The sequence below is a fragment of the Pseudomonas capeferrum genome, from assembly GCF_013523055.1.
Taxonomy (GTDB): Bacteria; Pseudomonadota; Gammaproteobacteria; order Pseudomonadales; family Pseudomonadaceae; genus Aquipseudomonas; species Aquipseudomonas capeferrum_A.
In genome coordinates this window covers 398,932-421,911 of the sequence record NZ_JAAMQM010000001.1, presented here as the reverse complement: position 1 = coordinate 421,911, position 22,980 = coordinate 398,932, and the positions used below count along the sequence as shown (strand labels likewise).

The 22,980-nt window shown below is 62.9% G+C and carries 19 protein-coding genes; 6 read left to right on the top strand and 13 right to left on the bottom strand.

Annotated elements, in window-relative coordinates:
- The first annotated feature begins 9 nt into the window (after window positions 1–9).
- The 3 genes from G7009_RS02300 to nudC all read left to right on the top strand — a co-directional run bounded on the left by G7009_RS02300 (window position 10) and on the right by nudC (window position 3,617).
- Window positions 10–1,821 carry a glycoside hydrolase family 15 protein gene (locus G7009_RS02300; protein WP_181128331.1) on the top strand — a complete coding sequence of 604 codons (1,812 nt, stop codon included), beginning with the start codon at window positions 10–12 and terminating at the stop codon, window positions 1,819–1,821.
- A 120-nt stretch (window positions 1,822–1,941) separates the two neighbouring features.
- Window positions 1,942–2,754 carry a crotonase/enoyl-CoA hydratase family protein gene (locus tag G7009_RS02295; protein ID WP_181128330.1) on the top strand — a complete coding sequence of 271 codons (813 nt, stop codon included), beginning with the start codon at window positions 1,942–1,944 and terminating at the stop codon, window positions 2,752–2,754.
- A 32-nt stretch (window positions 2,755–2,786) separates the two neighbouring features.
- Entirely contained in the window at window positions 2,787–3,617 is an 831-nt protein-coding gene (gene nudC, locus G7009_RS02290) for an NAD(+) diphosphatase (RefSeq protein ID WP_181128329.1), read from the top strand.
- On the opposite strand, the gene G7009_RS02285 is transcribed toward nudC, so the two are convergent.
- From G7009_RS02285 to cspD, 10 genes are all read right to left on the bottom strand, one after another.
- Complete coding sequence (locus G7009_RS02285; RefSeq protein ID WP_181128328.1) at window positions 3,585–4,364, bottom strand: TSUP family transporter; 780 nt, start codon at window positions 4,362–4,364, stop codon at window positions 3,585–3,587. The two genes, nudC and G7009_RS02285, sit on opposite strands and share 33 nt — an antisense overlap.
- 414 nt (window positions 4,365–4,778) lie before the next feature.
- A complete protein-coding gene (locus tag G7009_RS02280; protein ID WP_181128390.1) occupies window positions 4,779–6,740 on the bottom strand; it encodes a DNA topoisomerase III in 1,962 nt (653 codons plus the stop codon).
- A 162-nt stretch (window positions 6,741–6,902) separates the two neighbouring features.
- Complete coding sequence (locus G7009_RS02275; RefSeq protein WP_181128327.1) at window positions 6,903–7,337, bottom strand: GNAT family N-acetyltransferase; 435 nt, start codon at window positions 7,335–7,337, stop codon at window positions 6,903–6,905.
- Complete coding sequence (locus G7009_RS02270; protein ID WP_181128326.1) at window positions 7,330–8,496, bottom strand: ribosomal protein uL16 3-hydroxylase; 1,167 nt, start codon at window positions 8,494–8,496, stop codon at window positions 7,330–7,332. The genes G7009_RS02275 and G7009_RS02270 overlap by 8 nt, the downstream gene beginning before the upstream one ends.
- 81 nt (window positions 8,497–8,577) lie before the next feature.
- Complete coding sequence (purB, locus tag G7009_RS02265) at window positions 8,578–9,948, bottom strand: adenylosuccinate lyase (RefSeq protein ID WP_181128325.1); 1,371 nt, start codon at window positions 9,946–9,948, stop codon at window positions 8,578–8,580.
- A gap of 163 nt (window positions 9,949–10,111) precedes the next feature.
- The gene (hflD, locus tag G7009_RS02260) at window positions 10,112–10,735 is read right to left on the bottom strand and encodes a high frequency lysogenization protein HflD (RefSeq protein ID WP_181128324.1); all 624 of its coding nucleotides are present in this window, start codon (window positions 10,733–10,735) and stop codon (window positions 10,112–10,114) included.
- Window positions 10,732–11,856, bottom strand: coding sequence for a tRNA 2-thiouridine(34) synthase MnmA (gene mnmA / locus G7009_RS02255; RefSeq protein WP_181128323.1), 1,125 nt, complete (start codon window positions 11,854–11,856; stop codon window positions 10,732–10,734). The genes hflD and mnmA overlap by 4 nt, the downstream gene beginning before the upstream one ends.
- Window positions 11,857–11,925: 69 nt before the next feature.
- A complete protein-coding gene (locus G7009_RS02250; RefSeq protein WP_181128322.1) occupies window positions 11,926–12,366 on the bottom strand; it encodes an NUDIX hydrolase in 441 nt (146 codons plus the stop codon).
- Between the two features lie 106 nt (window positions 12,367–12,472).
- Window positions 12,473–14,698, bottom strand: coding sequence for an NADP-dependent isocitrate dehydrogenase (locus G7009_RS02245; RefSeq protein ID WP_181128321.1), 2,226 nt, complete (start codon window positions 14,696–14,698; stop codon window positions 12,473–12,475).
- 422 nt (window positions 14,699–15,120) lie between these two features.
- Window positions 15,121–15,375 (bottom strand): cold shock domain-containing protein CspD, encoded by a 255-nt coding sequence (gene cspD, locus G7009_RS02240; protein ID WP_181128320.1) that lies wholly within the window; start codon window positions 15,373–15,375, stop codon window positions 15,121–15,123.
- A 228-nt stretch (window positions 15,376–15,603) separates the two neighbouring features.
- Between cspD and clpS the strand changes: the two genes are divergently transcribed.
- Together clpS and clpA are read left to right on the top strand one after the other, a co-directional pair.
- Complete coding sequence (gene clpS / locus G7009_RS02235) at window positions 15,604–15,966, top strand: ATP-dependent Clp protease adapter ClpS (RefSeq protein WP_181128319.1); 363 nt, start codon at window positions 15,604–15,606, stop codon at window positions 15,964–15,966.
- Window positions 15,967–15,996: 30 nt separating this feature from the next.
- Complete coding sequence (clpA, locus tag G7009_RS02230) at window positions 15,997–18,267, top strand: ATP-dependent Clp protease ATP-binding subunit ClpA (RefSeq protein ID WP_181128318.1); 2,271 nt, start codon at window positions 15,997–15,999, stop codon at window positions 18,265–18,267.
- 88 nt (window positions 18,268–18,355) lie between these two features.
- Here the strand turns inward: clpA and infA are convergent, their stop codons facing one another.
- The 3 genes from infA to aat form a co-directional block, all read right to left on the bottom strand.
- A complete protein-coding gene (gene infA / locus G7009_RS02225) occupies window positions 18,356–18,574 on the bottom strand; it encodes a translation initiation factor IF-1 (RefSeq protein ID WP_002553999.1) in 219 nt (72 codons plus the stop codon).
- 104 nt (window positions 18,575–18,678) lie between these two features.
- Window positions 18,679–19,386, bottom strand: coding sequence for an arginyltransferase (locus G7009_RS02220; protein ID WP_181128317.1), 708 nt, complete (start codon window positions 19,384–19,386; stop codon window positions 18,679–18,681).
- A 56-nt stretch (window positions 19,387–19,442) separates the two neighbouring features.
- Entirely contained in the window at window positions 19,443–20,123 is a 681-nt protein-coding gene (gene aat, locus G7009_RS02215) for a leucyl/phenylalanyl-tRNA--protein transferase (protein ID WP_181128316.1), read from the bottom strand.
- 366 nt (window positions 20,124–20,489) lie between these two features.
- Here aat and G7009_RS02210 point away from each other — a divergent pair, with 366 nt between their 5' ends.
- Window positions 20,490–22,961, top strand: a complete 2,472-nt coding sequence (locus G7009_RS02210) for a DNA translocase FtsK (protein WP_181128315.1) — start codon at window positions 20,490–20,492, stop codon at window positions 22,959–22,961.
- The last annotated feature ends 19 nt before the right edge of the window (window positions 22,962–22,980 follow it).

The following is a 22,980-nucleotide window of genomic DNA, read 5'->3' as shown; positions in this document are numbered from 1 at the left end:
GGAGATGCAATGCCAGCCCTGATAGAAGACTATTCCCTGCTGGGTAACTGCCGAAGTGCGGGGCTGATCAGCCGCGACGGTTCGCTGGATTGGTTGTGCCTGCCGCGCTTCGATGCTCCGGCGGTATTCGCGGCCTTGCTCGGCAATGAGGAAAACGGACGCTGGCGCCTGGCGCCTAGCGATCCGGTAGAGGAAGTCACCCGGCAGTACCTGGAGGACACACTGGTTCTGCAGACCACGTACGTGACGGCCACCGGCAAGGCTCGCGTCACCGACTGCATGCCGCTGGGCGAACGCAATACCGTGGTGCGTGTAGTCGAGGGTCTGTCCGGAGAGACCAGCTTCGAAATGGACCTGGTGCTGCGGTTCGACTATGGGCGTAGCGTGCCCTGGGTGGAAAAGATCGATCCCTTGACCCTCAGCGCCGTGGCCGGGCCGGATCGGCTCATCCTCCGCAGCAGCGTGGCCAACCACGCACGGGATCACCATACCGTCAGTCGTTTCCGCGTGTGTGCCGGCGAACGCCAGACCTTCAGCCTGTCCCACCAGCCTTCGCACCTTCCGGTCGAGCCGGACTGCGATGCCGATGAGGCACTGGAGCGCACGATCACGCAATGGCAGGTGTTCACCGCGCGCTGTCCCGATGTCGGGCCGTGGTCCGCATTGGTACGACGCTCGCTGATCACGCTCAAGGCCATGACCTATGCGCCTACCGGCGGGATCGTCGCGGCCATCACTACATCGCTGCCGGAACACCTGGGTGGCGAGCGCAACTGGGATTACCGCTATTGCTGGCTGCGCGATGCGACCATGACCCTGCTGGCCTTCATGAACCTGGGCTATTTCGAAGAAGCCGAGGCCTGGCACGAATGGCTGCTGCGTTCGGTGGCTGGCAATCCCGAGCAGATGCAGATCATGTATGGGCTGGCCGGCGAGCGAGACCTGCACGAATATTCGCTGCCCTGGCTGGCCGGGTACGAGCATTCCCAGCCTGTTCGCGTAGGCAACGCCGCCTCGCAGCAACATCAGCTGGACATCTATGGCGAAGTGGCCGACGCCATGAGCCAGGCCATTCGCGGTGGCTTGCCGCGCCATCCGCGCGGCGCCGCCATCGCTCGGCTGATCATGCCGTACCTGGAGCGCATCTGGCACGAGCCGGACGAGGGGATCTGGGAGGTGCGCGGCGGCTGCCAGCAGTTCGTCCACTCGAAGGTGATGGCTTGGGTCGCGTTCGACCGCGCGGCCAGCCTGGCGGAGACCGAGGAAGACCATGAGCGCGCCTGCCACTATCACGAGGTCGCCGAGCGAATACATGAGCAAGTCTGTGCCCAAGGCCTCGACCCACAGGGCAAGCACTTCGTGCAAGCCTACGGCTCGACCGAAATGGACGCCAGCCTGCTGCAGATAGCCCTCACGGGCTTTCTCCCCGCTGACGATCCACGCTTCCTCGCGACCCTGGCTCGGATCGAAGAGCGGTTGCTGCACGAAGGGCTGCTGCTGCGTTACGACACCGACAGCAGTTGCGATGGCCTGGAGCCGGGGGAGGGCACCTTCCTGGTGTGCTCGTTCTGGCTGGCGGACGTCTACGTCCTGCTGGGTCGCCACGATGAAGCACAAACACTGTATGAGCGCCTGGTCGGCCTGTGCAATGACGTAGGGTTGCTGGCGGAGCAGTACGATCCGCGTGGCAAACGCATGCTGGGTAACTTTCCTCAGGCGTTCAGCCATATCGGCATCATCAACACCGCGCTCAATCTGCATCGCGCGCAATGTCCGGTACAGGCCCGCGCGATGGCGTGCGGGCGTAAGGCCACGCCATGAGCGTCCGACCGGGAATCGTCGCCACGACCGGGCGTGCGAGTCCCGGTTTTGGCACAAGTGCGGCGTGGTGGGTGAGTTATAGTCCGGCGCTGTGAACCCACCGACGCAGGAGTGCCCACCGTGTCCGATTACAGCGCGTTCAAGGTCGAGCTGACCGACAACATGGCCCATGTGCAGATAGATCGCCCGGAAAAGCTCAATGCGATGAATGCGGCGTTCTGGCAAGAGATCATCGATATCTTTCGCTGGATCGACGATGAAGATGCCGTGCGCGTGGTGGTCCTGAGCGGCGCCGGTCGACACTTCTCGTCGGGGATCGACCTGATGCTGCTCGCATCGGTGGCCAATCAGCTGGGCAAGGACGTGGGCCGCAACGCTCGCCTGCTGCGCCGGACCATCCTCGGCATGCAGGCCTCCTTCAACGCCGTGGATAGCTGCCGCAAGCCCGTGCTGGCCGCCATCCAGGGTTATTGCATCGGCGGTGCCATCGACCTGATCTGCGCCTGCGACATGCGTTACTGCAGCACCGACGCGCAATTCTCGATCAAGGAAATCGACATGGGCATGGCCGCCGATGTCGGCACGCTGCAACGTTTGCCGCGTATCATCGGTGATGGCATGTTGCGCGAGCTGGCCTATACCGGTCGTACAGTCGAGGCCGTGGAAGCGCTGCGCATCGGCCTGGTCAACCGGGTCTTCGATGACCCTGCCTCCCTGCTGGAGGGCGTCTTTGCCATCGCGACCGACATTGCAGCAAAATCCCCGATCGCTGTGGCGGGCACCAAGCGGATGCTCGACTACATGCGCGATCATCGTATCGATGATGGGCTCGACTACGTGGCTACCTGGAACGCCGCCATGTTGCAGTCCGATGACTTGCGGGTCGCCCTGACGGCCCACATGAGCAAACAGAAACCCGAGTTCGCCGACTGAAGTCTGTGGCGGACGTTTGAAGGAAGTGAAACATGTCTGCACGCTGGACTACCGCAGTTCTGGATCCTCGACAACCGGGTGGCTGGGCGGTCGCTCGCAGCGCCGAGGGGTTCCTGGTCGACGCCAATGGCGCGCTGTTCCCCCGCGACTGGCTCAAGCGCCAGGGGCTGGATGTGCTCTGTGAGCATGGCATCGGACACTTCGATGGCGAGCCGGTGTTCCTGTTGGAGCTGCGTGCTCCGGCCGACGTATCCGGCTGCGGCTGGCGTGGGCTGCGGCAGTTCATGCTCGAAGGCGATTTCGCCATCTACAAAGTGCTTGGCTATGCCGCCCAGATCGGCACCTGGGCGCGCGAGCACCGTTTCTGCGGCAGCTGCGGACAGCCCATGACCCAGGTTCATCTGCAGCGAGCGATGTACTGCCAGCGCTGCGAGCTGCACAGCTATCCGCGTATCTCGCCGAGCATGATCGTGTTGGTGACCCGTGGCGACGATATCCTGCTCGCGCGTTCGCCGCGTTTCGTTACCGGGGTCTACAGTACCCTGGCGGGCTTCGCCGAGCCAGGCGAGTCGGCCGAAGCGTGCCTGATACGTGAAGTGCGCGAGGAAGTCGCTGTCGAGGTCACCAACATCCAGTACGTCGGCAGCCAGTGCTGGCCGTTTCCCCACTCGATGATGCTCGGCTTCCATGCCGAATATGCCGGGGGCGACATCGTCATGCAGCCGGACGAGATCGAGGATGCCCAGTGGTTCAGCGTGCATGACTTGCCGCCCCTGCCAGCGGGATGTTCCATCGCCCGCTACCTGATCGACCTGTACGTGGCCAGGCGTCTAGGCCTGCCCGAACCAGTGCTGCCAGGCTAGGCGTACGGTCAGCGCCAACACGACCGTGATGAACACCGGGCGGATGAACTTGCTGCCGCCACTGATGGCCGTGCGTGCGCCGAAGAACGCGCCGACCATCAGCGACGAGCCCATCGCCAGGCCTACCAGCCAATCCACCTGGCCCGAGAAGATGAACACCGAGAGCGCCGCGGCGTTGCTGACGAAGTTCATGCTGCGCGCCACTCCGCTGGCACGTACCAGATCGATCGGGTAGAGCAGCAAGGTGCTGACCGTCCAGAACGCGCCTGTGCCCGGTCCGGCCACGCCATCGTAGAAGCCCAAGGTAAAGCCCTGAGGGAACTGCCAGGTCTTCTTGATGGGCGCGTCCGCATCCAGCGGTGCCTTTGGCGTGCCGCCGAACAGCAGGTAGATGCCGCACGCGAACACCACCACCGGCAGCATCTTGTTCAGCCATTCGGCGGGCAGGTAGTGGGCGACCACCGCTCCGATGAAGGCTCCGACCAGCGTCCCGAACAGCGCGGGTTTCCACTGCGCCGGATGGAACAGCTTGCGACGGTAGTAGGCGAAGCTTGCGGTGGCAGAGCCGAAGGTGGAGCTCAGCTTGTTGGTCCCCAGCACCAGGTGCGGCGGCATGCCGGCGGTCAGCAGCGCAGGCGTGGTCAGCAAGCCACCGCCGCCGGCGATGGCATCGATGAATCCAGCGACGAAGGCTACCGCGGCGAGGATAAGGAGGGTCAGGGGTTCTACTGAAAGTTCGAAAGGCATGGGCGTTAGGGCTTACCGGCAGGGCGCGAAAGGCGGCGCAGAAGGCTGGGTATGGTAATGCGCGCTGGGGTGGGTTGCCAGCGATAGACGCGGGAAATGGGGAGCGGTAGCACTTGGGATCGAGCCGAGCATTCCTGGAGTGCGCACTGGGCACTGGTCTGCCTTAGTCCCACGCCATTTCTGTGGGAGCGGGTTCACCCGCGAACAATGACGAAGTTCCTGCCGTACACACAGAGATGGCGAGGAAGGGCCTCTTCGCGGGTAAACCCGCTCCCACAGAGAAGGTGGCGGCTTCAGAAGGTCTTATAAGTCGGTCAGGTAAAACTCACGCTATAAGCGCTGTGAGTGCACTTTGACAGGACAGGGCGCAGGTTAATGCGATTCGTTGGTCTCAAGCAGGCGGCAGCGCACAAATCAGGCTGGTTTTTTGGCTGCCTTGCGCTTGCGTGCGGTGCCGCTGTTCGTGCCCGTGCTTTTCGCCTTGCCAGCCGTCCGACGCTTGTTCTTCCAGGGGGCGCCCTTGCCGCCAGCCGGCGCGGGGCCGCTGATGGTCAGTTGCAGGCCGGCACAGCGCTGCACCTGCTTGCTCATCCAGGCCGATTGCTTGGCGACGAACTCGTCCAGGCTCATCTCTCCGTTCTGGACCATGTCCAGGGCCTGCTCCCAGATCGCCGTGGTGCCAGGGTCGGCGATGGCGCGAGGCACGGCATCGATCAGGCTGAACGCGGCAGGCGTGGCGCTCAAGGCCTTGCCTTGCTTGACCAGGTAGGCGCGGTCGAGCAAGCCCTGGATGATGCCCGCGCGAGTCGCCTCGGTACCGATGCCGGTAGTGTCCTTGAGCTTCTGCTTCAGGCGCGGATCGTCCACGAGCTTGGCGACGTTCTTCATCGCCTTGATCAGGTCGCCTTCGGTAAAGGGTTTGGGCGGCTGGGTCCACAGGTCCTTGAGCTGCAGCCCACGCACCGTGCAATCCTGACCTTCGCGCAGCGGCGGCAGGACCTGGGCCGGGGGAGCTTCACGGCCCTTGGCGGGTGTAAGCGCCTCGGGCAGGGCGCGGCGCCAACCAGGCTCGACGATCTGCTTGCCTACCGCGCGCAAGGCATGGCCCGCACAGTCGAAATCGGCCTGGGTGCGGTCGTATTCGTGATTGGGCAGGAACTGCGCCAGGTAACGCGCGCGGATCAGGGTATAGACCGCCTTGTGCTTCGGTGGAAGCCGGGAGGGATCGGCGGCTGCCGCAGTGGGAATGATGCCATGGTGAGCGCCGACCTTGGCGTCGTTCCAGGCCCGTGAGCGACGCTGTGGCTCGAGATGATCGCGCAGGGGCGCGAGGCCGGTGTCCGCCCGCTGCAAGGCAGCAAGAATACCGGGCGCCTCGTTGTGCTGGCTGACGGGCAGGTAGCCACAATCGCTACGTGGGTAGGTGATGAGCTTGTGGGTCTCGTAGAGAGCCTGGGCGATATCCAGGGTTTCCTGGGCGCCAAGGCCCAGCTTCTTCGAGCACAACTCCTGCAGGGTACCGAGATCGAACGGCAGTGGGGCCGCTTCGCGAACGCGCTCGGTGACGACCTTGCATGCGCGCGCCATGCCCGCGCGTTCCATGTCGGCGGCCGCTTGCCGCGCCAAGGTCTGGTTGAGGCAGCGGCCTTGGTCGTCGCAGGCATCGTCCGGCGCGCGCCACTGGGCGTTGAAGACCGTGCCGGCATGCTCCAGCTGAACGTCGATGGCCCAGAACGGTACCGGCACGAAATCGGCGATGCTGCGATCACGATCGACCACCAGGCGCAGGGTCGGCGTCTGTACCCGTCCTACCGGCAGCACACCCTGGTAGCCGGACTGGCGACCGAGCAGGGTGAACAGTCGACTCATGTTCATGCCGATCAGCCAGTCGGCGCGCGATCGACCCAGGGCGGAATGGTACAGGCTGAAGGTCTCGGCCCCGGGACGCAAGCGCGCTAGGGCCTTGCGGATCGAGGCATCGTCCAGCGCGGACAGCCACAACCGCTGGATCGGCCCGCGGTAACGGCAATGTTCCACGAGCTCGCGCGCGATCATCTCGCCTTCACGGTCGGCGTCCGTCGCGATCACCAGTTCGCGGGCTTCGCCCAGCAGGCGCTTGACTGCCTTGTACTGGCTGGCGGTCTTGGGCTTGACGAGCATTTTCCATTGACTGGGAATGATGGGCAGATCGGCCAGCACCCAGCGTTTGTAGCGAGCGTCGTAACTGTCGGGTGGGGCGGTCTCGAGCAGGTGGCCGATGCACCAGGTCACGCAGACATCGGTGCCGCTCCAGCAGCCGTCGCCTTTGCGCGAGGCGCCGAGAACCTTGGCGATGTCCTTGGCTTGTGAGGGTTTTTCGCAGAGAAAGAGGCGCATGGCCGACAACGCTTCATGGGCAGTGATAGGCCCTAGGATGCGCAATGCGCGACGACGAGGCAAGGATTATCTGTATGGATGTACAGTTTTGCCGTGCGCGGAGGTGTCTGGAGGTCCTGGGGGCCGCATGGCGGCCCCAGGGGGTGAGGCGATGAAGCGTGGTCAGTCAGCCTTGCACGAGGTGCGGACCATATCGACATGCGGGATGCCGGCCTCGAGGAATTCCTCGCTGACCACCTTGAAGCCCAGTCGCTCGTAGAACGGCGTGGCGTGCACCTGTGCGCTCAGCATCTGTTGCTGAAAATTGCGCTTCTGCGCTTCGTCGATCACTGCCTGCATCAGCGCGTCGCCGACCTTGAGGCCGCGCCAATCCTTGAGTACCGAGACCCGCCCGATGGTGCCGTCCGACAGCAGGCGGGCGGTACCGACCGGGTAATCGCCTTCCAGGGCGAGGAAGTGCACGGCGTCGTGGTCGTCCGAATCCCACTCCAGCTCGGGCGGCACGCTCTGCTCGGCGATGAACACCGCCTCGCGAATCCGACGGATATCAGCATTGTCTTTCTGCCAGTCGGCCAGGCGGACGCGGATCTTATTCATTGGCGAAACCCAGGCTTCCTTGTTGAACCAGCTGACTGATCAGCATCAGTCCGTCTTCGTCGTTCAGCCACTGCGCAAGGTTCTCGATGTGCAGGGCGTCTGCTGCGCAGATCAGCTTCAACAGCTCGCGCAGGTGGCCTGGAAGCAGTCGGCTCTGGCCGCTGGCGAACAGCAGCAGATTGTCGTCCACCTCGGACCACGCCAGACGCGCGCTCGGGTTGCGGATCAGGATGGCCCCGTTCTCGAGGCTGTCGAGCAGCTCGGCTTCGGTGAGCGCTTCGCCACTGACCAGCTCCGGATAGCGTGGCTCGGTCATGAACTGGCCGAACCAGGTGAGCAGCAGGCGTTCGTCGCCCATGTGCTCGGCCAGCAGGCCCTTGAGCCGGTCCAGGGCTTCGTGCTGGATCTGGTGTGGGTCGCTCACCGGCTGGGCGTCGGCGTCGGTGTAGCGCTCTTCGTCCGGCAGGAACTGGCTGAGGAAGTCGGTGAAGTGGGTCAGTACTTCCGCCGCGCTTGGAGCGCGGAAGCCCACCGAGTAGGTCAGGCAGTCATCTTCAGCCACGCCGTAATGCGCCATGCGTGGTGGCAGGTAGAGCATGTCGCCCGGCTCCAGGGTCCACTGGTCGCTCTGCTCGAAGTCGGCGAGGATGCGCAGGTCGGCGTGCTCGAGCAAAGCGCTGTCGCTGTCGCACATCTGGCCGACCTTCCAGTTGCGCTTGCCATGGCCTTGCAGCAGGAACACGTCATAGTTGTCGAAATGCGGGCCTACGCTACCGCCAGGGGCCGCGAAGCTGACCATCACATCGTCGATGCGCCAGCTTGGCAGGAAGCGAAAATGCTCCAGCAATTCGGCCACTTCGGGGACGAATTGATCGACGGCCTGGACCAGCAGCGTCCAGTCGCGCTCGGGGAGATTAGCGAAGGTGTCTTCGGCGAAGGGACCACGGCGCAGCTCCCATGGACGCTCGCCGTGTTCGAGTACCAGACGCGCCTCGACTTCGTCTTCCAGGGACAGGCCAGCCAGTTCGTCGGCGTCGATGGGGCTTTCGAAGTCAGGGAAGGCCTGGCGCACCAGCAGCGGCTTCTTCTGCCAGTAGTCACGCAGGAATTCACGGGCTGTCAGGCCACCCAGCAGCTGAAGTGGAGTATCTGAATTCATGTTCAACCTATTGAAAAAACGTAGTTTTCATCCGGGAATAAAAACGCCCGGCTCGGCCGGGCGTTATACGCAGGGCATCGATCAGATGCGTTTGGCCTGAGCCGCCGCGTTACCAATGTAGTTGGCTGGAGTCAGCAACTTGAGTTCGGCCTTGGCTTCGGCCGGCATGTCCAGACCGTCGATAAAGGTCTGCAGTGCCTGGGGGCTGATGCCCTTGCCGCGAGTGAGCTCCTTGAGCTTCTCGTAGGGGTTCTCGATGTTGTAGCGGCGCATGACGGTCTGGATCGGCTCGGCCAGGACTTCCCAGCAGGCGTCCAGGTCGGCGGCGATGCGCTGGAGGTTGATTTCCAGCTTGCCGATGCCCTTGAGGCTGGCTTCATAGGCGATGACGCTATGAGCGAAACCGACGCCCAGGTTACGCAGCACGGTCGAGTCGGTCAGGTCGCGCTGCCAGCGCGAGATCGGCAGCTTGCTGGCCAGGTGCTGGAACAGCGCGTTGGCGATCCCCAGGTTGCCTTCGGAGTTCTCGAAGTCGATCGGGTTGACCTTGTGCGGCATGGTCGAGGAGCCGATCTCGCCGGCAACGGTCTTCTGCTTGAAGTAACCGAGGGAGATGTAGCCCCAGATATCGCGATCGAAGTCGATCAGGATGGTGTTGAAGCGGGCGATCGCGTCGAACATCTCGGCGATGTAGTCGTGCGGCTCGATCTGGGTGGTGTAGGGATTGAAGCTCAAGCCCAGCTCGTCTTCGATGAAGGCGCGTGCGTTAGCTTCCCAGTCGATGTCGGAATAGGCCGACAGGTGCGCGTTGTAGTTGCCTACGGCACCGTTGATCTTGCCCAGCAGTGGCACGGCGGCTACCTGGGCGATCTGGCGCTCCAGGCGGTACACGACGTTGGCCAGTTCCTTGCCAAGGGTGGTCGGCGAGGCTGGCTGACCGTGGGTACGCGAGAGCATCGGCACTTCGGCATGCTCGTGGGCCAGGACACGGATGGCCTCGGCGATCTGGCGCATCAGTGGCAGCAGGACGCCGTCGCGGCCGTCGCGCAGCATCAGGGCATGGGACAGGTTGTTGATGTCCTCGCTGGTGCAGGCGAAGTGGATGAACTCGCTGACCTTGGCCAGCTCGGGCAGCTTGGCCGCCTGCTCCTTGAGCAGGTACTCGATCGCCTTGACGTCGTGGTTGGTGGTGCGCTCGATTTCCTTGACGCGCTCGGCATGCTCTAGCTTGAAATCGCTGGCCAGCTCGTCGAGCAGGGCGTTGGCCTCGGCGGAGAAGGCCGGGACTTCGGAAATCTGTGGGTGAGCGGCCAGGCGCTGGAGCCAGCGAACCTCGACCAGGGCACGGAAACGGATCAGGCCGTATTCGCTGAAAATGGGGCGCAAGGCCTGGGTTTTGCCGGCGTAGCGGCCGTCTACAGGGGAAACCGCAGTGAGCGAGGAAAGCTGCATAGGGTGTTCTCGGACAGTCAGGCTTTTGGAAGGGCGCATATCATACATGAAAAACGCGCGCGGGTCGGGTGGCTGACCAAAGGTCCAGCCTGTTGGTCGCTGACATCGGCCGACGCGACCGATGATGGCACAATGCCGCTTTTGTTTCGATTTGTATCCGCGGTCAGGTCCGCATCATGCCGTACAGTTCATTGAGCAACTTGCGCCGGCTGAACACCAGCTGCCAGCGGTGGCCGCCGAGCTGGCGCCACAGGCGCGCCGCGCGAATGCCCGCGAGCAGCAGGGCACGGATCTTGGAAGCATTGTTGGCCTGCTGGAGGAAGCGCATGTCGCCATGCACCTGGATACGCTGGCGCAGCGTACTCAGGGTGTCCTGGTACAGGGCGCCGCTGGAGGCGATGACATTGTCGTGCACCAGGCCGAAATGATCGGCCTGGGATTGGATCTGCGGCAGGCGATTGCCAATGGTCTCCAGGAGGTCGTTGCGCTTGGCCAGCTGACGCTCGAGCCCGAGCATCGACAGGGCATAGCGCAACGGTTCGCGTTGCAGGCTGCTGGGGTCGCGCTCCAGGGCGCCGAGCAGGGCGCGATAGCCGTCGCGCAGATTGAGGTCGTCGCCGCCGAAGACCTCCAGGGTGTCCTTCGGGTCGCGCACCAGCAAAGTGCCGAGCATGCAGCCCAGATCGGTCTCGCTGGCCTGGCCGGTGCGGGCAATCCGGTCGACCAGCACGGCGGCCTGGAAAACACCCCCCAACGCAATCAGCTGTTCTCGAAGGGTGCCGCTCATTGGCGCGGGCTCCAGGGCTCGGCGATCTCGATCACGCCGCCGCCCAGGCAGACCTCGCCGTCATAGAAAACCACCGACTGGCCTGGGGTGACCGCTCGCTGCGGCTCATCGAACACGGCGCGGTAGCCCTCGGCGGTGCGCTCCAGCGTGCAGCCTTGGTCGCTCTGGCGGTAGCGCACCTTGGCGGTGAGGCGGCACGGCGCGGACAGATCGACCGGGTTGACCCAGTAGATTTCGGAGGCCAGCAGCGCGCGCGCGAACAGCCAGGGATGCTCGTTGCCTTGTCCGACCACCAGGACGTTGCGCGCAAGGTCTTTTTCCAGCACATACCACGGTTCGTCGCCCGCATCCTTCAGGCCGCCGATTCCCAGGCCCTGGCGCTGACCGATGGTGTGGTACATCAAGCCGTGGTGGCGGCCGATCACTTCGCCATCGGTGGTCTGGATCTCGCCGGGCTGGGCGGGCAGGTACTGCTTGAGGAAATCGCTGAAGCGGCGTTCGCCGATGAAGCAGATGCCGGTCGAGTCCTTTTTCTTGGCCGTGGCCAGGCCGTGCATCTCGGCGATGGCGCGCACTTCGGGTTTTTCCAGTTCGCCGACCGGGAACAAGGTGCGGGCGATTTCCTTGCCGCCGACCGCATGGAGGAAATAGCTCTGGTCCTTGTTCGGATCCAGTCCCTTGAGCAGTTCGGTGCGACCCTCGCGGTCGCGGCGACGGACGTAGTGGCCGGTGGCGATGAGGTCGGCGCCCAGCGACAGGGCGTAGTCGAGGAAGGCCTTGAACTTGATTTCACGGTTGCAGAGGATGTCCGGGTTCGGCGTGCGGCCGGCCTTGTACTCTTCCAGGAAATGTTCGAAGACGTTGTCCCAGTATTCGGCGGCGAAGTTGGCCGTGTGCAGGGTGATGCCGATGCGGTCGCACACGGCCTGGGCGTCGGCCAGGTCTTCGCGCGCGGTGCAGTATTCGGTGCCGTCGTCTTCTTCCCAGTTCTTCATGAACAAGCCTTCCACCTGGTAGCCCTGCTCCATGAGCAGGAGGGCGGAAACGGAAGAATCCACGCCGCCGGACATGCCGACGATGACGCGGGTCTTTGCAGGATCATGGAGTGCTGGGCTGGACATGGCTACCGGTGTGTATCTGGGGGAAAGGGCCGATTCTATCAGGCCGGGCGGTTGAAGGCTAAGTGCCTGTCAATCACGTAGAAGCTCGAGGCTGTGCAACGGGCCCGCGAGATAATCGTCGATGCAGCGTGGCACCAGTTCGCTACGCCAGCGCGAGGGGTCGACGAACAATTGCTCGCGAGTCAGCCAGAGCGCACGGACGATATCGCTGTCGAGCGCGAGATCGGTATGGTGACGCACCGGGCGAGCGGCGAAGCAGATGCGCTGGTAGGTCACGCCGTTGCTCGGCGCGGTGTACAGATAGATGCCTACCAGGCCGGTCAACTCGACCTCCCAAGCGGTCTCCTCGAGGGTTTCGCGCAGGGCGGCCTGTGCCAGGGTCTCGTCAGGCTCCAGGTGCCCGGCCGGCTGGTTGAATACATGTCGGCCAGCCTTGAATTCCTCGACCATGAGAAAGCGGCCCTGGTCTTCGACGATGGTGGCGACGGTGATGTGAGGTTGCCAGGTCATGTTCGGCTCCTTGAGTGTCCGTGATCCTGTCGGAAGATTTCTTGGGTCATGAAAACGCACGAGCCCCGGTGCGTGGCCGGGGCTCGTGCGTTACCTAAAGCGAACCTTACAGTGCGGAAATCGCGCTGTTGAAGGTCTGGCTCGGGCGCATCACCTTGGCGGTCAGCTCGGCGTTCGGTGCGTAGTAGCCACCGATATCGACCGGCTTGCCCTGGACGGCGTTGAGCTCGGCGACGATGGTCGCTTCGTTCTCGGCCAGGGCCTTGGCCAGCGGTGCGAAGCGCGCCTGCAGGGCGGCATCGTCGTTCTGGGCGGCCAGGGCTTGCGCCCAATACAGGGTCAGGTAGAAGTGGCTGCCGCGGTTGTCGATGTTGCCGACCTTGCGCGATGGCGACTTGTTGCTGTCGAGGAACTTGCCAGTGGCCTGGTCAAGGGTAGCGGCCAGGACCTTGGCGCGCGGGTTGTCGTAAGTCTCCCCCAGGTGCTCCAGGGAAGCGGCCAGGGCAAGGAACTCGCCCAGGGAGTCCCAGCGCAGGAAGTTCTCTTCGACCAGCTGCTGCACATGCTTGGGCGCCGAACCGCCGGCGCCGGTTTCGAACAGGCCACCGCCGTTCATCAGCGGCACGATCGACAGCATCTTGGCGCTGGTGCCCAGCTCCATGATCGGGAACAGGTCGGTAAGGTAGTCGCGCAGCACGTTGCCGGTCACCGAAATGGTGTCCTTGCCTTCACGAATACGGGCCAGCGAGAACTTGATGGCCTCGACCGGCGCCAGGATACGAATGTCCAGGCCGCTGGTGTCGTGATCCTTCAGGTACTTCTGCACCTTCTCGATCATCATGCTGTCGTGGGCACGGGCCGGGTCCAGCCAGAAGACGGCCGGGGTATTGCTCAGGCGGGCACGGTTGACGGCCAGCTTGACCCAGTCCTGGATCGGCGCGTCCTTGGTCTGGCACATGCGGAAGATGTCACCGGCCTCGACGTTCTGCTCCAGCAGCACATTGCCTTTGCTGTCGACTACGCGGACGACGCCATCGGCCTTGATCTGGAAGGTCTTGTCGTGCGAACCGTACTCTTCGGCTTTCTGCGCCATCAGGCCGACGTTCGGCACGCTGCCCATGGTGGTCGGGTCGAAGGCGCCATTGGCCTTGCAGTCCTCGATGACGGCCTGGTAGATGCTGGCATAGCAACGATCAGGGATGATCGCCTTGGCATCCTGCAGTTCGCCCGCGGCGTTCCACATCTTGCCCGAGTCACGGATCATGGCAGGCATCGAGGCGTCGACGATGACGTCGCTCGGTACGTGCAGGTTGGTGATGCCCTTGTCGGAGTTGACCATGGCCAGGGCCGGACGCGTGGCGTACAGGACCTGGATGTCGGCTTCGATCTGTGCCTGCTGTTCGGCTGGCAGGTCCTTGATGCGGGCGTACAGGTCGCCAATGCCATTGTTGGCGTTGAAGCCGACCTGGGCCAGGGCGGCAGCGTGCTTGGCCAGGACGTCCTGGTAGAACGCTTCGACGATGATGCCGAACATGATCGGGTCGGAGACCTTCATCATGGTGGCCTTGAGGTGGACCGACAGCAGCACGCCGGAAGCCTTGGCATCGGCGATCTGCTCGGCGATGAAGACTGCCAGGGCCTTGCGGCTCAGGACGGCGCAGTCGACCACTTCGGCGGCGTTGACGGCGGTTTTCTCTTTCAGGACGGTGGTGGTGCCGTCCTTGCCGACCAGTTCGATGCGCAAGGTGTCGTCGGCTTCGATCAGCGCGGCTTTCTCGCTGCCGTAGAAGTCACCTTCGGCCATGTGCGAGACATGCGAGCGGGAATCGGCTGCCCAGGCGCCCATCTTGTGTGGGTGCTTGCGAGCGTAGTTCTTGACCGACAGCGGGGCGCGGCGGTCGGAGTTGCCTTCGCGCAGGACCGGGTTGACGGCGCTGCCCTTGATGCGGTCGTAGCGGGCGCGGGCTTCTTGCTCGGCGTCGCTGGACGGCGTGTCGGCGTAATCAGGGATGTTGTAGCTCTGGCCTTGCAGTTCCTTGATCGCGGCCTTGAGCTGCGGGACCGAGGCGCTGATGTTCGGCAGCTTGATGATGTTGGCTTCGGGAGTGGTAGCCAGTTGGCCCAGTTCCGCCAGGTGATCGCCTACCTGCTTGTCGGCACCCAACTGCTCGGGGAATGCGGCGAGGATACGGCCAGCGAGGGAAATGTCGCGCGTTTCGACGGCGATGTCAGCCGAAGCGGTGAAGGCTTCGATGATCGGCAGCAGTGAATAGGTGGCGAGAGCCGGAGCTTCGTCGGTGAAGGTATAGATGATCTTGGAACGGGTGGGCATATGCGGGTTAACTCTCTGTTTTGCTGAGCGTGCCCGAAGTCTCGAGGTGCGCAGGGTAGGCGCCACGCCCAGGCGGCGCCATGAGCGAAGGGTCGAGAGGCTACGAGCGGTGATGGTGGATGCATCAGTCGAGCGTCAAGCGGCTGGACTGCGGTAACAGCCCAGACTTTCGTGGCCGGTCGCGGCCGCAGGGCGATCCGGTTTTCCAGCAGGTTCGCCCCGGTGACCTTACAGTCAGCGCAGGAGTATATCAAACCCTTGGTCGTAATCAGCAAGGCTGAGCGATATCGGCCCGTTTCTAAGACCAAAGAAGGGGTGCGAAGCAGCCCCATTGGCCTTAACTGAGCCTATGTTGGGCAAGGCCGACCAAGCGCGAGCAGCCTTGGACGGCCTTTGTCTTTCGGCAGCGGCGACGCGGCGTGTCAAGCCTCGACCGTCCTGCTGGCCGGTGTCGCCTCGGCTGATGACTTTTCGATGGCGCTGGCGATATTCACCGCATGCAGCCCCTTGGGCCCTTGGATGATCTCGAACGTTACCGGCTGCCCCGCCTTGAGCGTCTTGTAGCCGTCCATCTTGATGGCCGAGTAGTGGGCGAAGAGGTCTTCGGTCTTGCCGTCCTCATTGATGAATCCGTAGCCCTTGGCATTGTTGAACCACTTGACTTTACCGCTTGCCATCCTTATGTCCCTCTGCAAAGGACTCCATCACTGGAGTATCATCAACGTCATCCGCAATGAACCTGCGAAAAAATCTGGTTGACTGCGCGGATCTTTATCGCCCACGGTGGGTTCTTATTGGTTGTAACACCGTTTAGCCGATAGTCAAGGTCATGCGGCGGCTGCTTCGACGGCCCGTTTCGCAGGCAACCCACAACCTTAACCTGTCGATATGATGAATTTCTTTCCATGCATGCACACAGCCAGATTCGACTAACATTCAATCAGGATCCTCCGCAGTCGCATGAGGACGACAGTTCCGGTCTGGCCGTGCAGGAAGCCAAACCGATCCTGCAGGCGCCGCCGATGTACAAGGTGGTTTTGTTCAACGATGACTACACACCAATGGATTTCGTCGTCGAAGTGCTCGAGACGTTCTTCAATCTGAACCGCGAGCTGGCGACCAAGATCATGCTGACCGTCCATACCGAGGGACGGGCCGTATGCGGATTGTTTACCCGCGACATTGCCGAGACAAAGGCCATGCAGGTCAATCAATACGCTAGGGAAAGCCAGCATCCGCTACTCTGTGAAATCGAGAAGGACGGTTAATCGCCGACCACTTGGGTATGAGGTGAAGCTATGTTAAACCGCGAGCTCGAAGTCACCCTCAATCTGGCCTTCAAGGAGGCCCGCTCGAAGCGTCATGAGTTCATGACCGTCGAGCATCTGCTCCTGGCACTCCTTGACAATGAGGCGGCTGCAACCGTTCTGCGCGCCTGTGGCGCCAATCTCGATAAGCTCAAGCATGACCTGCAGGAGTTCATCGACTCCACCACGCCATTGATCCCGGTCCATGACGAGGATCGCGAAACCCAGCCGACACTGGGTTTCCAGCGCGTATTGCAGCGCGCCGTTTTCCATGTGCAAAGTTCGGGCAAGCGTGAAGTGACCGGCGCCAACGTACTGGTGGCGATCTTCAGCGAGCAGGAGAGCCAGGCGGTATTCCTGCTCAAGCAGCAAAGCGTGGCGCGCATCGATGTGGTCAACTACATCGCCCACGGCATTTCCAAGGTGCCGGGTCACGGTCCGCAGTCCGATGGCGAGCAGGACATGCAGGACGAGGAGGGTGGCGAAGCCGCTTCCTCGAGCAATCCGCTGGATGCCTATGCCAGCAACCTGAACGAACTGGCCCGCCTGGGGCGTATCGACCCACTCGTGGGGCGCGAGCTTGAAGTCGAGCGCGTCGCCCAGATCCTGGCGCGCCGGCGCAAGAACAACCCCTTGCTGGTCGGTGAGGCGGGGGTGGGCAAGACGGCCATCGCCGAGGGCCTGGCCAAGCGCATCGTCGACGGGCAGGTACCGGATCTGCTGTCCCAGAGCGTGGTCTACTCCCTCGATCTGGGTGCGCTGCTGGCGGGCACCAAGTATCGCGGCGACTTTGAGAAACGCTTCAAGGCGTTGCTTGGCGAGTTGCGCAAGCGTCCCCAGGCGATCCTGTTCATCGACGAGATCCACACCATCATCGGTGCCGGCGCGGCCTCGGGTGGGGTGATGGATGCGTCCAACCTGCTCAAGCCGTTGCTGTCTTCGGGTGATATTCGTTGCATCGGTTCGACCACCTTCCAGGAGTTCCGCGGCATCTTCGAGAAGGACCGAGCCTTGGCGCGGCGTTTCCAGAAGGTCGATGTCAGCGAGCCTTCGGTGGAAGACACCGTGAGTATCCTGCGCGGTCTGAAAGGACGATTCGAGTCACATCACCACATCGAATACAGCGACGAGGCCCTGCGCGCCGCCGCCGAGCTGGCCGCGCGCTACATCAATGATCGGCATATGCCGGACAAGGCCATCGACGTGATCGACGAGGCGGGCGCCTACCAGCGCCTGCAGCCGGAAGGGAATCGCGTCAAGCGCATCGAAGTGGCTCAGGTCGAGGATATCGTCGCCAAGATCGCGCGTATTCCGCCGAAGCACGTCTCGAGCTCGGACAAGGAGCTGCTGCGTAACCTGGAACGTGATCTGAAACTCACCGTCTTCGGTCAGGATCCCGCCATCGATTCGCTGTCGACAGCCATCAAGCTGTCGCGTGCGGGCCTGAAGGCGCCGGACAAGCCTGTCGGTTCCTTCCTGTTCTCCGGCCCGACCGGGGTGGGCAAGACCGAGGTTGCGCGGCAGTTGGCCAAGGCCTTGGGCGTCGAGTTGGTGCGCTTCGACATGTCAGAGTACATGGAGCGTCATACCGTGTCCCGCTTGATCGGCGCGCCGCCTGGCTATGTCGGTTTCGACCAAGGCGGTCTGTTGACCGAGGCCATCACCAAGCAGCCGCACTGCGTATTGCTGCTCGATGAGATCGAAAAGGCTCATCCGGAAGTCTTCAACCTGCTCTTGCAGGTCATGGACCACGGTACCCTGACCGACAACAACGGGCGCAAGGCTGACTTCCGTAACGTGATCCTGATCATGACCACCAACGCCGGTGCCGAAACCGCCGCGCGGGCCTCGATCGGCTTCACTCATCAGGACCACTCGTCGGATGCCATGGAGGTGATTCGCAAGAGCTTCACGCCGGAGTTCCGCAACCGCCTGGACACCATCATCCAGTTTGGCCGCCTCAGCCACGAAGTCATCAAGAGCGTGGTCGACAAGTTCCTCACGGAGCTGCAGGCGCAGTTGGAAGACAAGCGTGTGCAGTTGGAGGTCAGTGACGCGGCACGCAACTGGCTGGGTACCAGTGGCTACGATGCGCAAATGGGTGCGCGGCCGATGGCGCGGCTTATCCAGGACAAGATCAAGCGGCCGTTGGCCGAAGAAATTCTGTTCGGGGAGCTGGCCGATCATGGCGGCCTGGTGCACGTCGATCTGCGCGATGGCGAACTGGTGTTCGACTTCGAGACCACCGCGGAAGTGGCGTAAGCCAGCGGCGCGCCCTGGCGGGTGCGCCGCTCTTTCAAGACATATGAAAAAGCCCGGCGCATTTGGCCGGGCTTTTTCATGACTGGACTTAACGAGCGCGGTAGGTGATACGGCCCTTGCTCAGGTCGTATGGCGTCAGCTCGACGCGGACCTTGTCGCCAGTGAGAATACGGATGTAGTTCTTGCGCATCTTTCCGGAGATATGCGCGGTAACGACGTGCCCGTTTTCCAACTCCACGCGAAACATGGTGTTGGGCAGGGTGTCGACGACAGTGCCTTCCATTTCGAAGCTGTCTTCTTTCGACATGCAGTGTAACCCTCGGTGACCAAAAGACTGGCCCGACACATCAGCGCACCGGGCAAAAAAGTGGCGTGGATTATGCCCGAAAACTGCGGTTCAAGCCAATGCTTTCAGTTGAGGGATACCCAGCGCTGATTGACCAGCAGTTCGATGGGGCGATACTGGGTCTTGTAGTTCATCTTCTTGCAGTTCTTGATCCAGTAGCCGAGGTACACGGCTTCGAGGTCCTGGCGCAACGCCTGGGTGATCTGCCAGAGGATGGCGAAGCGTCCGAGGCTGCGGCGCTCCTCTTGCGGTTCATAGAAGGTGTAGACCGCCGAAAGGCCATTGGGCAGCAGGTCGCAGACGGCCACGGCGAGCAGCCGTCCCTCCAGACGAAACTCGTAGAACCAGCTGAACGGCAGGTCGCGGACCAGGAAGGTAGAGAACTGGTCGCGGCTGGGCGGGTACATGTCGCCGTCCGCGTGGCGTTGCTCGATGTAGCGCCGGTACAGGTCGAAGTACTCTTCCCGGAAGGCGGGCCGAGCGGCAACGACGGTGAGGTCGGCATTGCGCTTGAGGATGCGGCGCTGCTGGCGGTTGGGAATGAAGCGCGCGACCGGGATGCGCGCCGGGACGCAGGCATTGCACTGTTGGCAATGTGGCCGGTAGAGGTGGTCGCCGCTGCGACGAAAGCCCATCTCCGAAAGATCGGCGTAGACATGCACGTCCATCGGCTGGCTGGGATCGAGGAACAGGGTAGTGGCCTGCTCCTCGGGCAGGTAGCTGCACGAATGGGGCTGAGTGGCATAGAACTTCAACCGCGCCAGCTCTGTCATGATCAACCCCTCGGCAAGACTTTGCCTTAAGTGTAAGCCACCTCGGTGAAACTCGCCTAGCGAACCCAGTTGGCGTTGCTGGGCGCGTCGAGATAACGAGCCAGATAGCCGGTAAAGCTGGCCCGGCTGATGGGGCGGGCACCGAAGCTGTGCAGGTGCTCGGTCGGCATCTGGCAGTCGATGAGCACGAAGCCGGCATCGCGCAGGTATTCCACCAGGGTCACGAAGCCGACCTTTGAGGCGTTGTCCGCGCGACTGAACATGGATTCGCCGAAGAACAGGCGACCCATGGCCAGGCCATACAGCCCGCCCACCAGTTCGCCCGCCTGGCGGACCTCGACCGAGTGCGCGATGCCGCGTCGGTGCAGTTCGCAGTAGGCAGCCTGCATCTTGTCGGTGATCCAGGTGCCGTCGGCATAGCCCCGCGGCGCGGCGCAGGCGGCGATCACGGCCGGGAAGTCGGTGTCGAAGCTGACCTGATAGCGGCCCTGGCGTCGCAACTTGGCCAGCGAGCGAGACTGGTGCAGCTCTTCGGGGAACAGCACCGTGCGCGGGTCGGGTGCCCACCACAGGATCGGCTGTCCATCCTGATACCAAGGGAAGCAGCCATGCCGATAGGCCTGCACCAGGCGGTCGGGGCCAAGGTCGCCGCCCACGGCGAGCAGGCCGTTGGGTTCATGCAAGGCCTTTTCCAGTGGAGGGAATGTCAAGGAGTCGCGGCTCAACCAGGTCAGCATCGTTTTTCGCGGCGGGGGAGGGGAGAGCTTCAGGATGGCTTGGCCGGCGAGGAAGGTCAAATGCTGGCATGCGCGAAAACCCCGCGCGGCCGCGCAGACACGAGCCGCGAGTGCCGGTCGGCGTCTGCCGAAGCGCAACTTGGCAGCCCTCCTGCTGTCATACCTGTGCAAAAACACAGCATAAGCCTTTGTCACGAAAGAAAATGCATGCTCAAATTGCACCCTATTGCTTCTTTACCCCGTTTTCGTCCCGTGGGCGTATCGCCATGGCGGCAACGGGCACTAATGTTAAAAGTAGTGATTCATTGACTGGTCACCTGGGTCGATCACTCGTGGACGCGCAGCAAGCGCAGGAATAGACGCGTTTTGAAGAAATCCACCGCAACCCCGCCACCCCTGCCCGTGCCGCTGTGGCGCCAGCATCTGCATTACCGCCTCAAGGAAGGCGCACTGATCGCCGTCGGCGCCCTGTGCCTGTACCTCTGGATGGCGCTGCTGACCTACGACACGGCCGATCCGGGCTTCACCCACACCAGCAACGTGGACCAGGTGCAGAACGCCGCTGGCCGCGCCGGCGCCTATTTCGCCGACATCCTGTTCATGGTGCTGGGTTACTTCGCCTACATCTTCCCATTGCTGCTGGCCATCAAGACCTGGCAGATTTTCCGCGAGCGCCACCAGCCCTGGCAGTGGAGCGGCTGGCTGTTCTCCTGGCGCCTGATCGGCTTGGTGTTCCTGGTGCTGTCGGGCGCGGCGCTGGCGCACATCCACTTCCATCCCTCGGCGAGCCTGCCGTTCTCGGCGGGCGGTGCCCTGGGCGAAAGCCTCGGGGACCTGGCGCGCAGCATGCTGAACGTGCAGGGCAGTACCCTGATGTTCATTGCCCTGTTCCTGTTCGGCCTGACGGTGTTCACCGACCTGTCCTGGTTCAAGGTGATGGACCTGACCGGCAAGATTACCCTCGACCTGTTCGAGTGGGTGCAGGGCGCGGCCAATCGCTGGTGGGAGGCCCGCAACGAGCGCAAGCGCCTGGTGGCGCAGTTGCGTGAGGTGGACGAGCCGGTCAGGGCGCCTGCGATGCCTGAAAAGCGCGAGCCGGCCAAGGCGCGCGAGCGTATGGTCGAGCCTGTACTGGCTTCCGTCGCTCCCGTTTCTGCTGTTCCAGCTCCTGTTCCTGTTCCTGTTCCAGCTCCCGTTGCCACGCTTGCCAAACCCATGGTCGAGCGCGAGCAGAAGGCCGCTCCCGTGATCATGCCGCCGGCCAGCAAAGCTCCTGAACCGGTCGCTCAGGTGGTCAGGCAGAAGCCGGCCCCGGTATTCGTCGACAGCGCCGTGGAAGGTACCATGCCGCCCATTTCCATCCTCGACCCGGCCGAAGAGAAGAAGATCGAGTACTCGCCCGAGTCCCTGGCCAGTGTCGGCAACCTGCTGGAAATCAAGCTCAAGGAGTTCGGCGTCGAGGTGTCGGTGGATTCGATCCATCCGGGCCCGGTCATCACTCGCTACGAGATCCAGCCAGCCGCGGGCGTCAAGGTCAGTCGTATCGCCAACCTGGCCAAGGACCTCGCTCGTTCCCTGGCGGTGACCAGCGTGCGCGTGGTCGAGGTGATCCCTGGCAAGACCACGGTGGGTATCGAGATCCCCAACGAAAATCGGCAGATCGTGCGCTTCAGCGAAGTGTTGTCCTCGCCTCAGTTCGACGATGCCAAGTCGCCGGTCGCGCTCGCCCTGGGTCATGACATTGGCGGCAAGCCTGTGATCACCGACCTGGCCAAGATGCCGCACCTGTTGGTGGCCGGTACCACCGGCTCGGGCAAGTCGGTGGGTGTCAACGCGATGATCCTGTCGATCCTGTTCAAGTCCGGCCCGCAAGACGCGCGACTGATCATGATCGACCCGAAGATGCTCGAGTTGTCGATCTACGAAGGCATTCCCCACCTGCTGTGCCCCGTGGTCACGGACATGAAGGACGCCGCCAACGCCCTGCGCTGGAGTGTTGCCGAGATGGAGCGGCGCTACAAGCTCATGGCGGCGATGGGCGTACGGAACCTGGCGGGCTTCAACCGCAAGATCAAGGATGCCGAAGAGGCGGGAGAGGTGATCCATGATCCACTGTTCCGCCGTGAAAGCATGGATGACGTGCCGCCCACGCTGAATACCCTGCCGACCATCGTGGTGGTGGTGGACGAATTCGCCGACATGATGATGATCGTCGGCAAGAAGGTCGAAGAGTTGATCGCCCGTATCGCCCAGAAGGCGCGGGCGGCGGGCATCCATCTGATCCTCGCGACCCAGCGCCCGTCGGTCGACGTGATCACCGGCCTGATCAAGGCCAACATTCCGACGCGCATGGCGTTCCAGGTGTCGAGCAAGATCGACTCGCGGACCATCATCGACCAGGGCGGCGCCGAGCAATTGCTTGGCCACGGCGACATGCTGTACATGCCACCGGGCACCAGCCTGCCGATCCGGGTACACGGTGCCTTCGTTTCCGACGACGAGGTTCACCGTGTCGTCGAGGCCTGGAAGATGCGTGGCGCGCCGGACTACAACGACGACATTCTCAACGGTGTCGAGGAAGCCGGTAGCGGCTTCGAAGGCGGCGGTGGCGGCGGTGGCGATGGCGATGATTCGGAAACCGACGCACTGTACGACGAGGCCGTGCAATTCGTGCTGGAGAGCCGTCGTGCTTCCATCTCGGCGGTGCAGCGCAAGCTGAAGATCGGCTACAACCGTGCCGCGCGGATGATCGAGGCCATGGAAATGGCGGGTGTGGTCACGCCCATGAACACCAACGGTTCGCGGGAAGTGATTGCGCCGGGTGGCCCGCGCGATTGATGATCACCTTGCCGGGCGG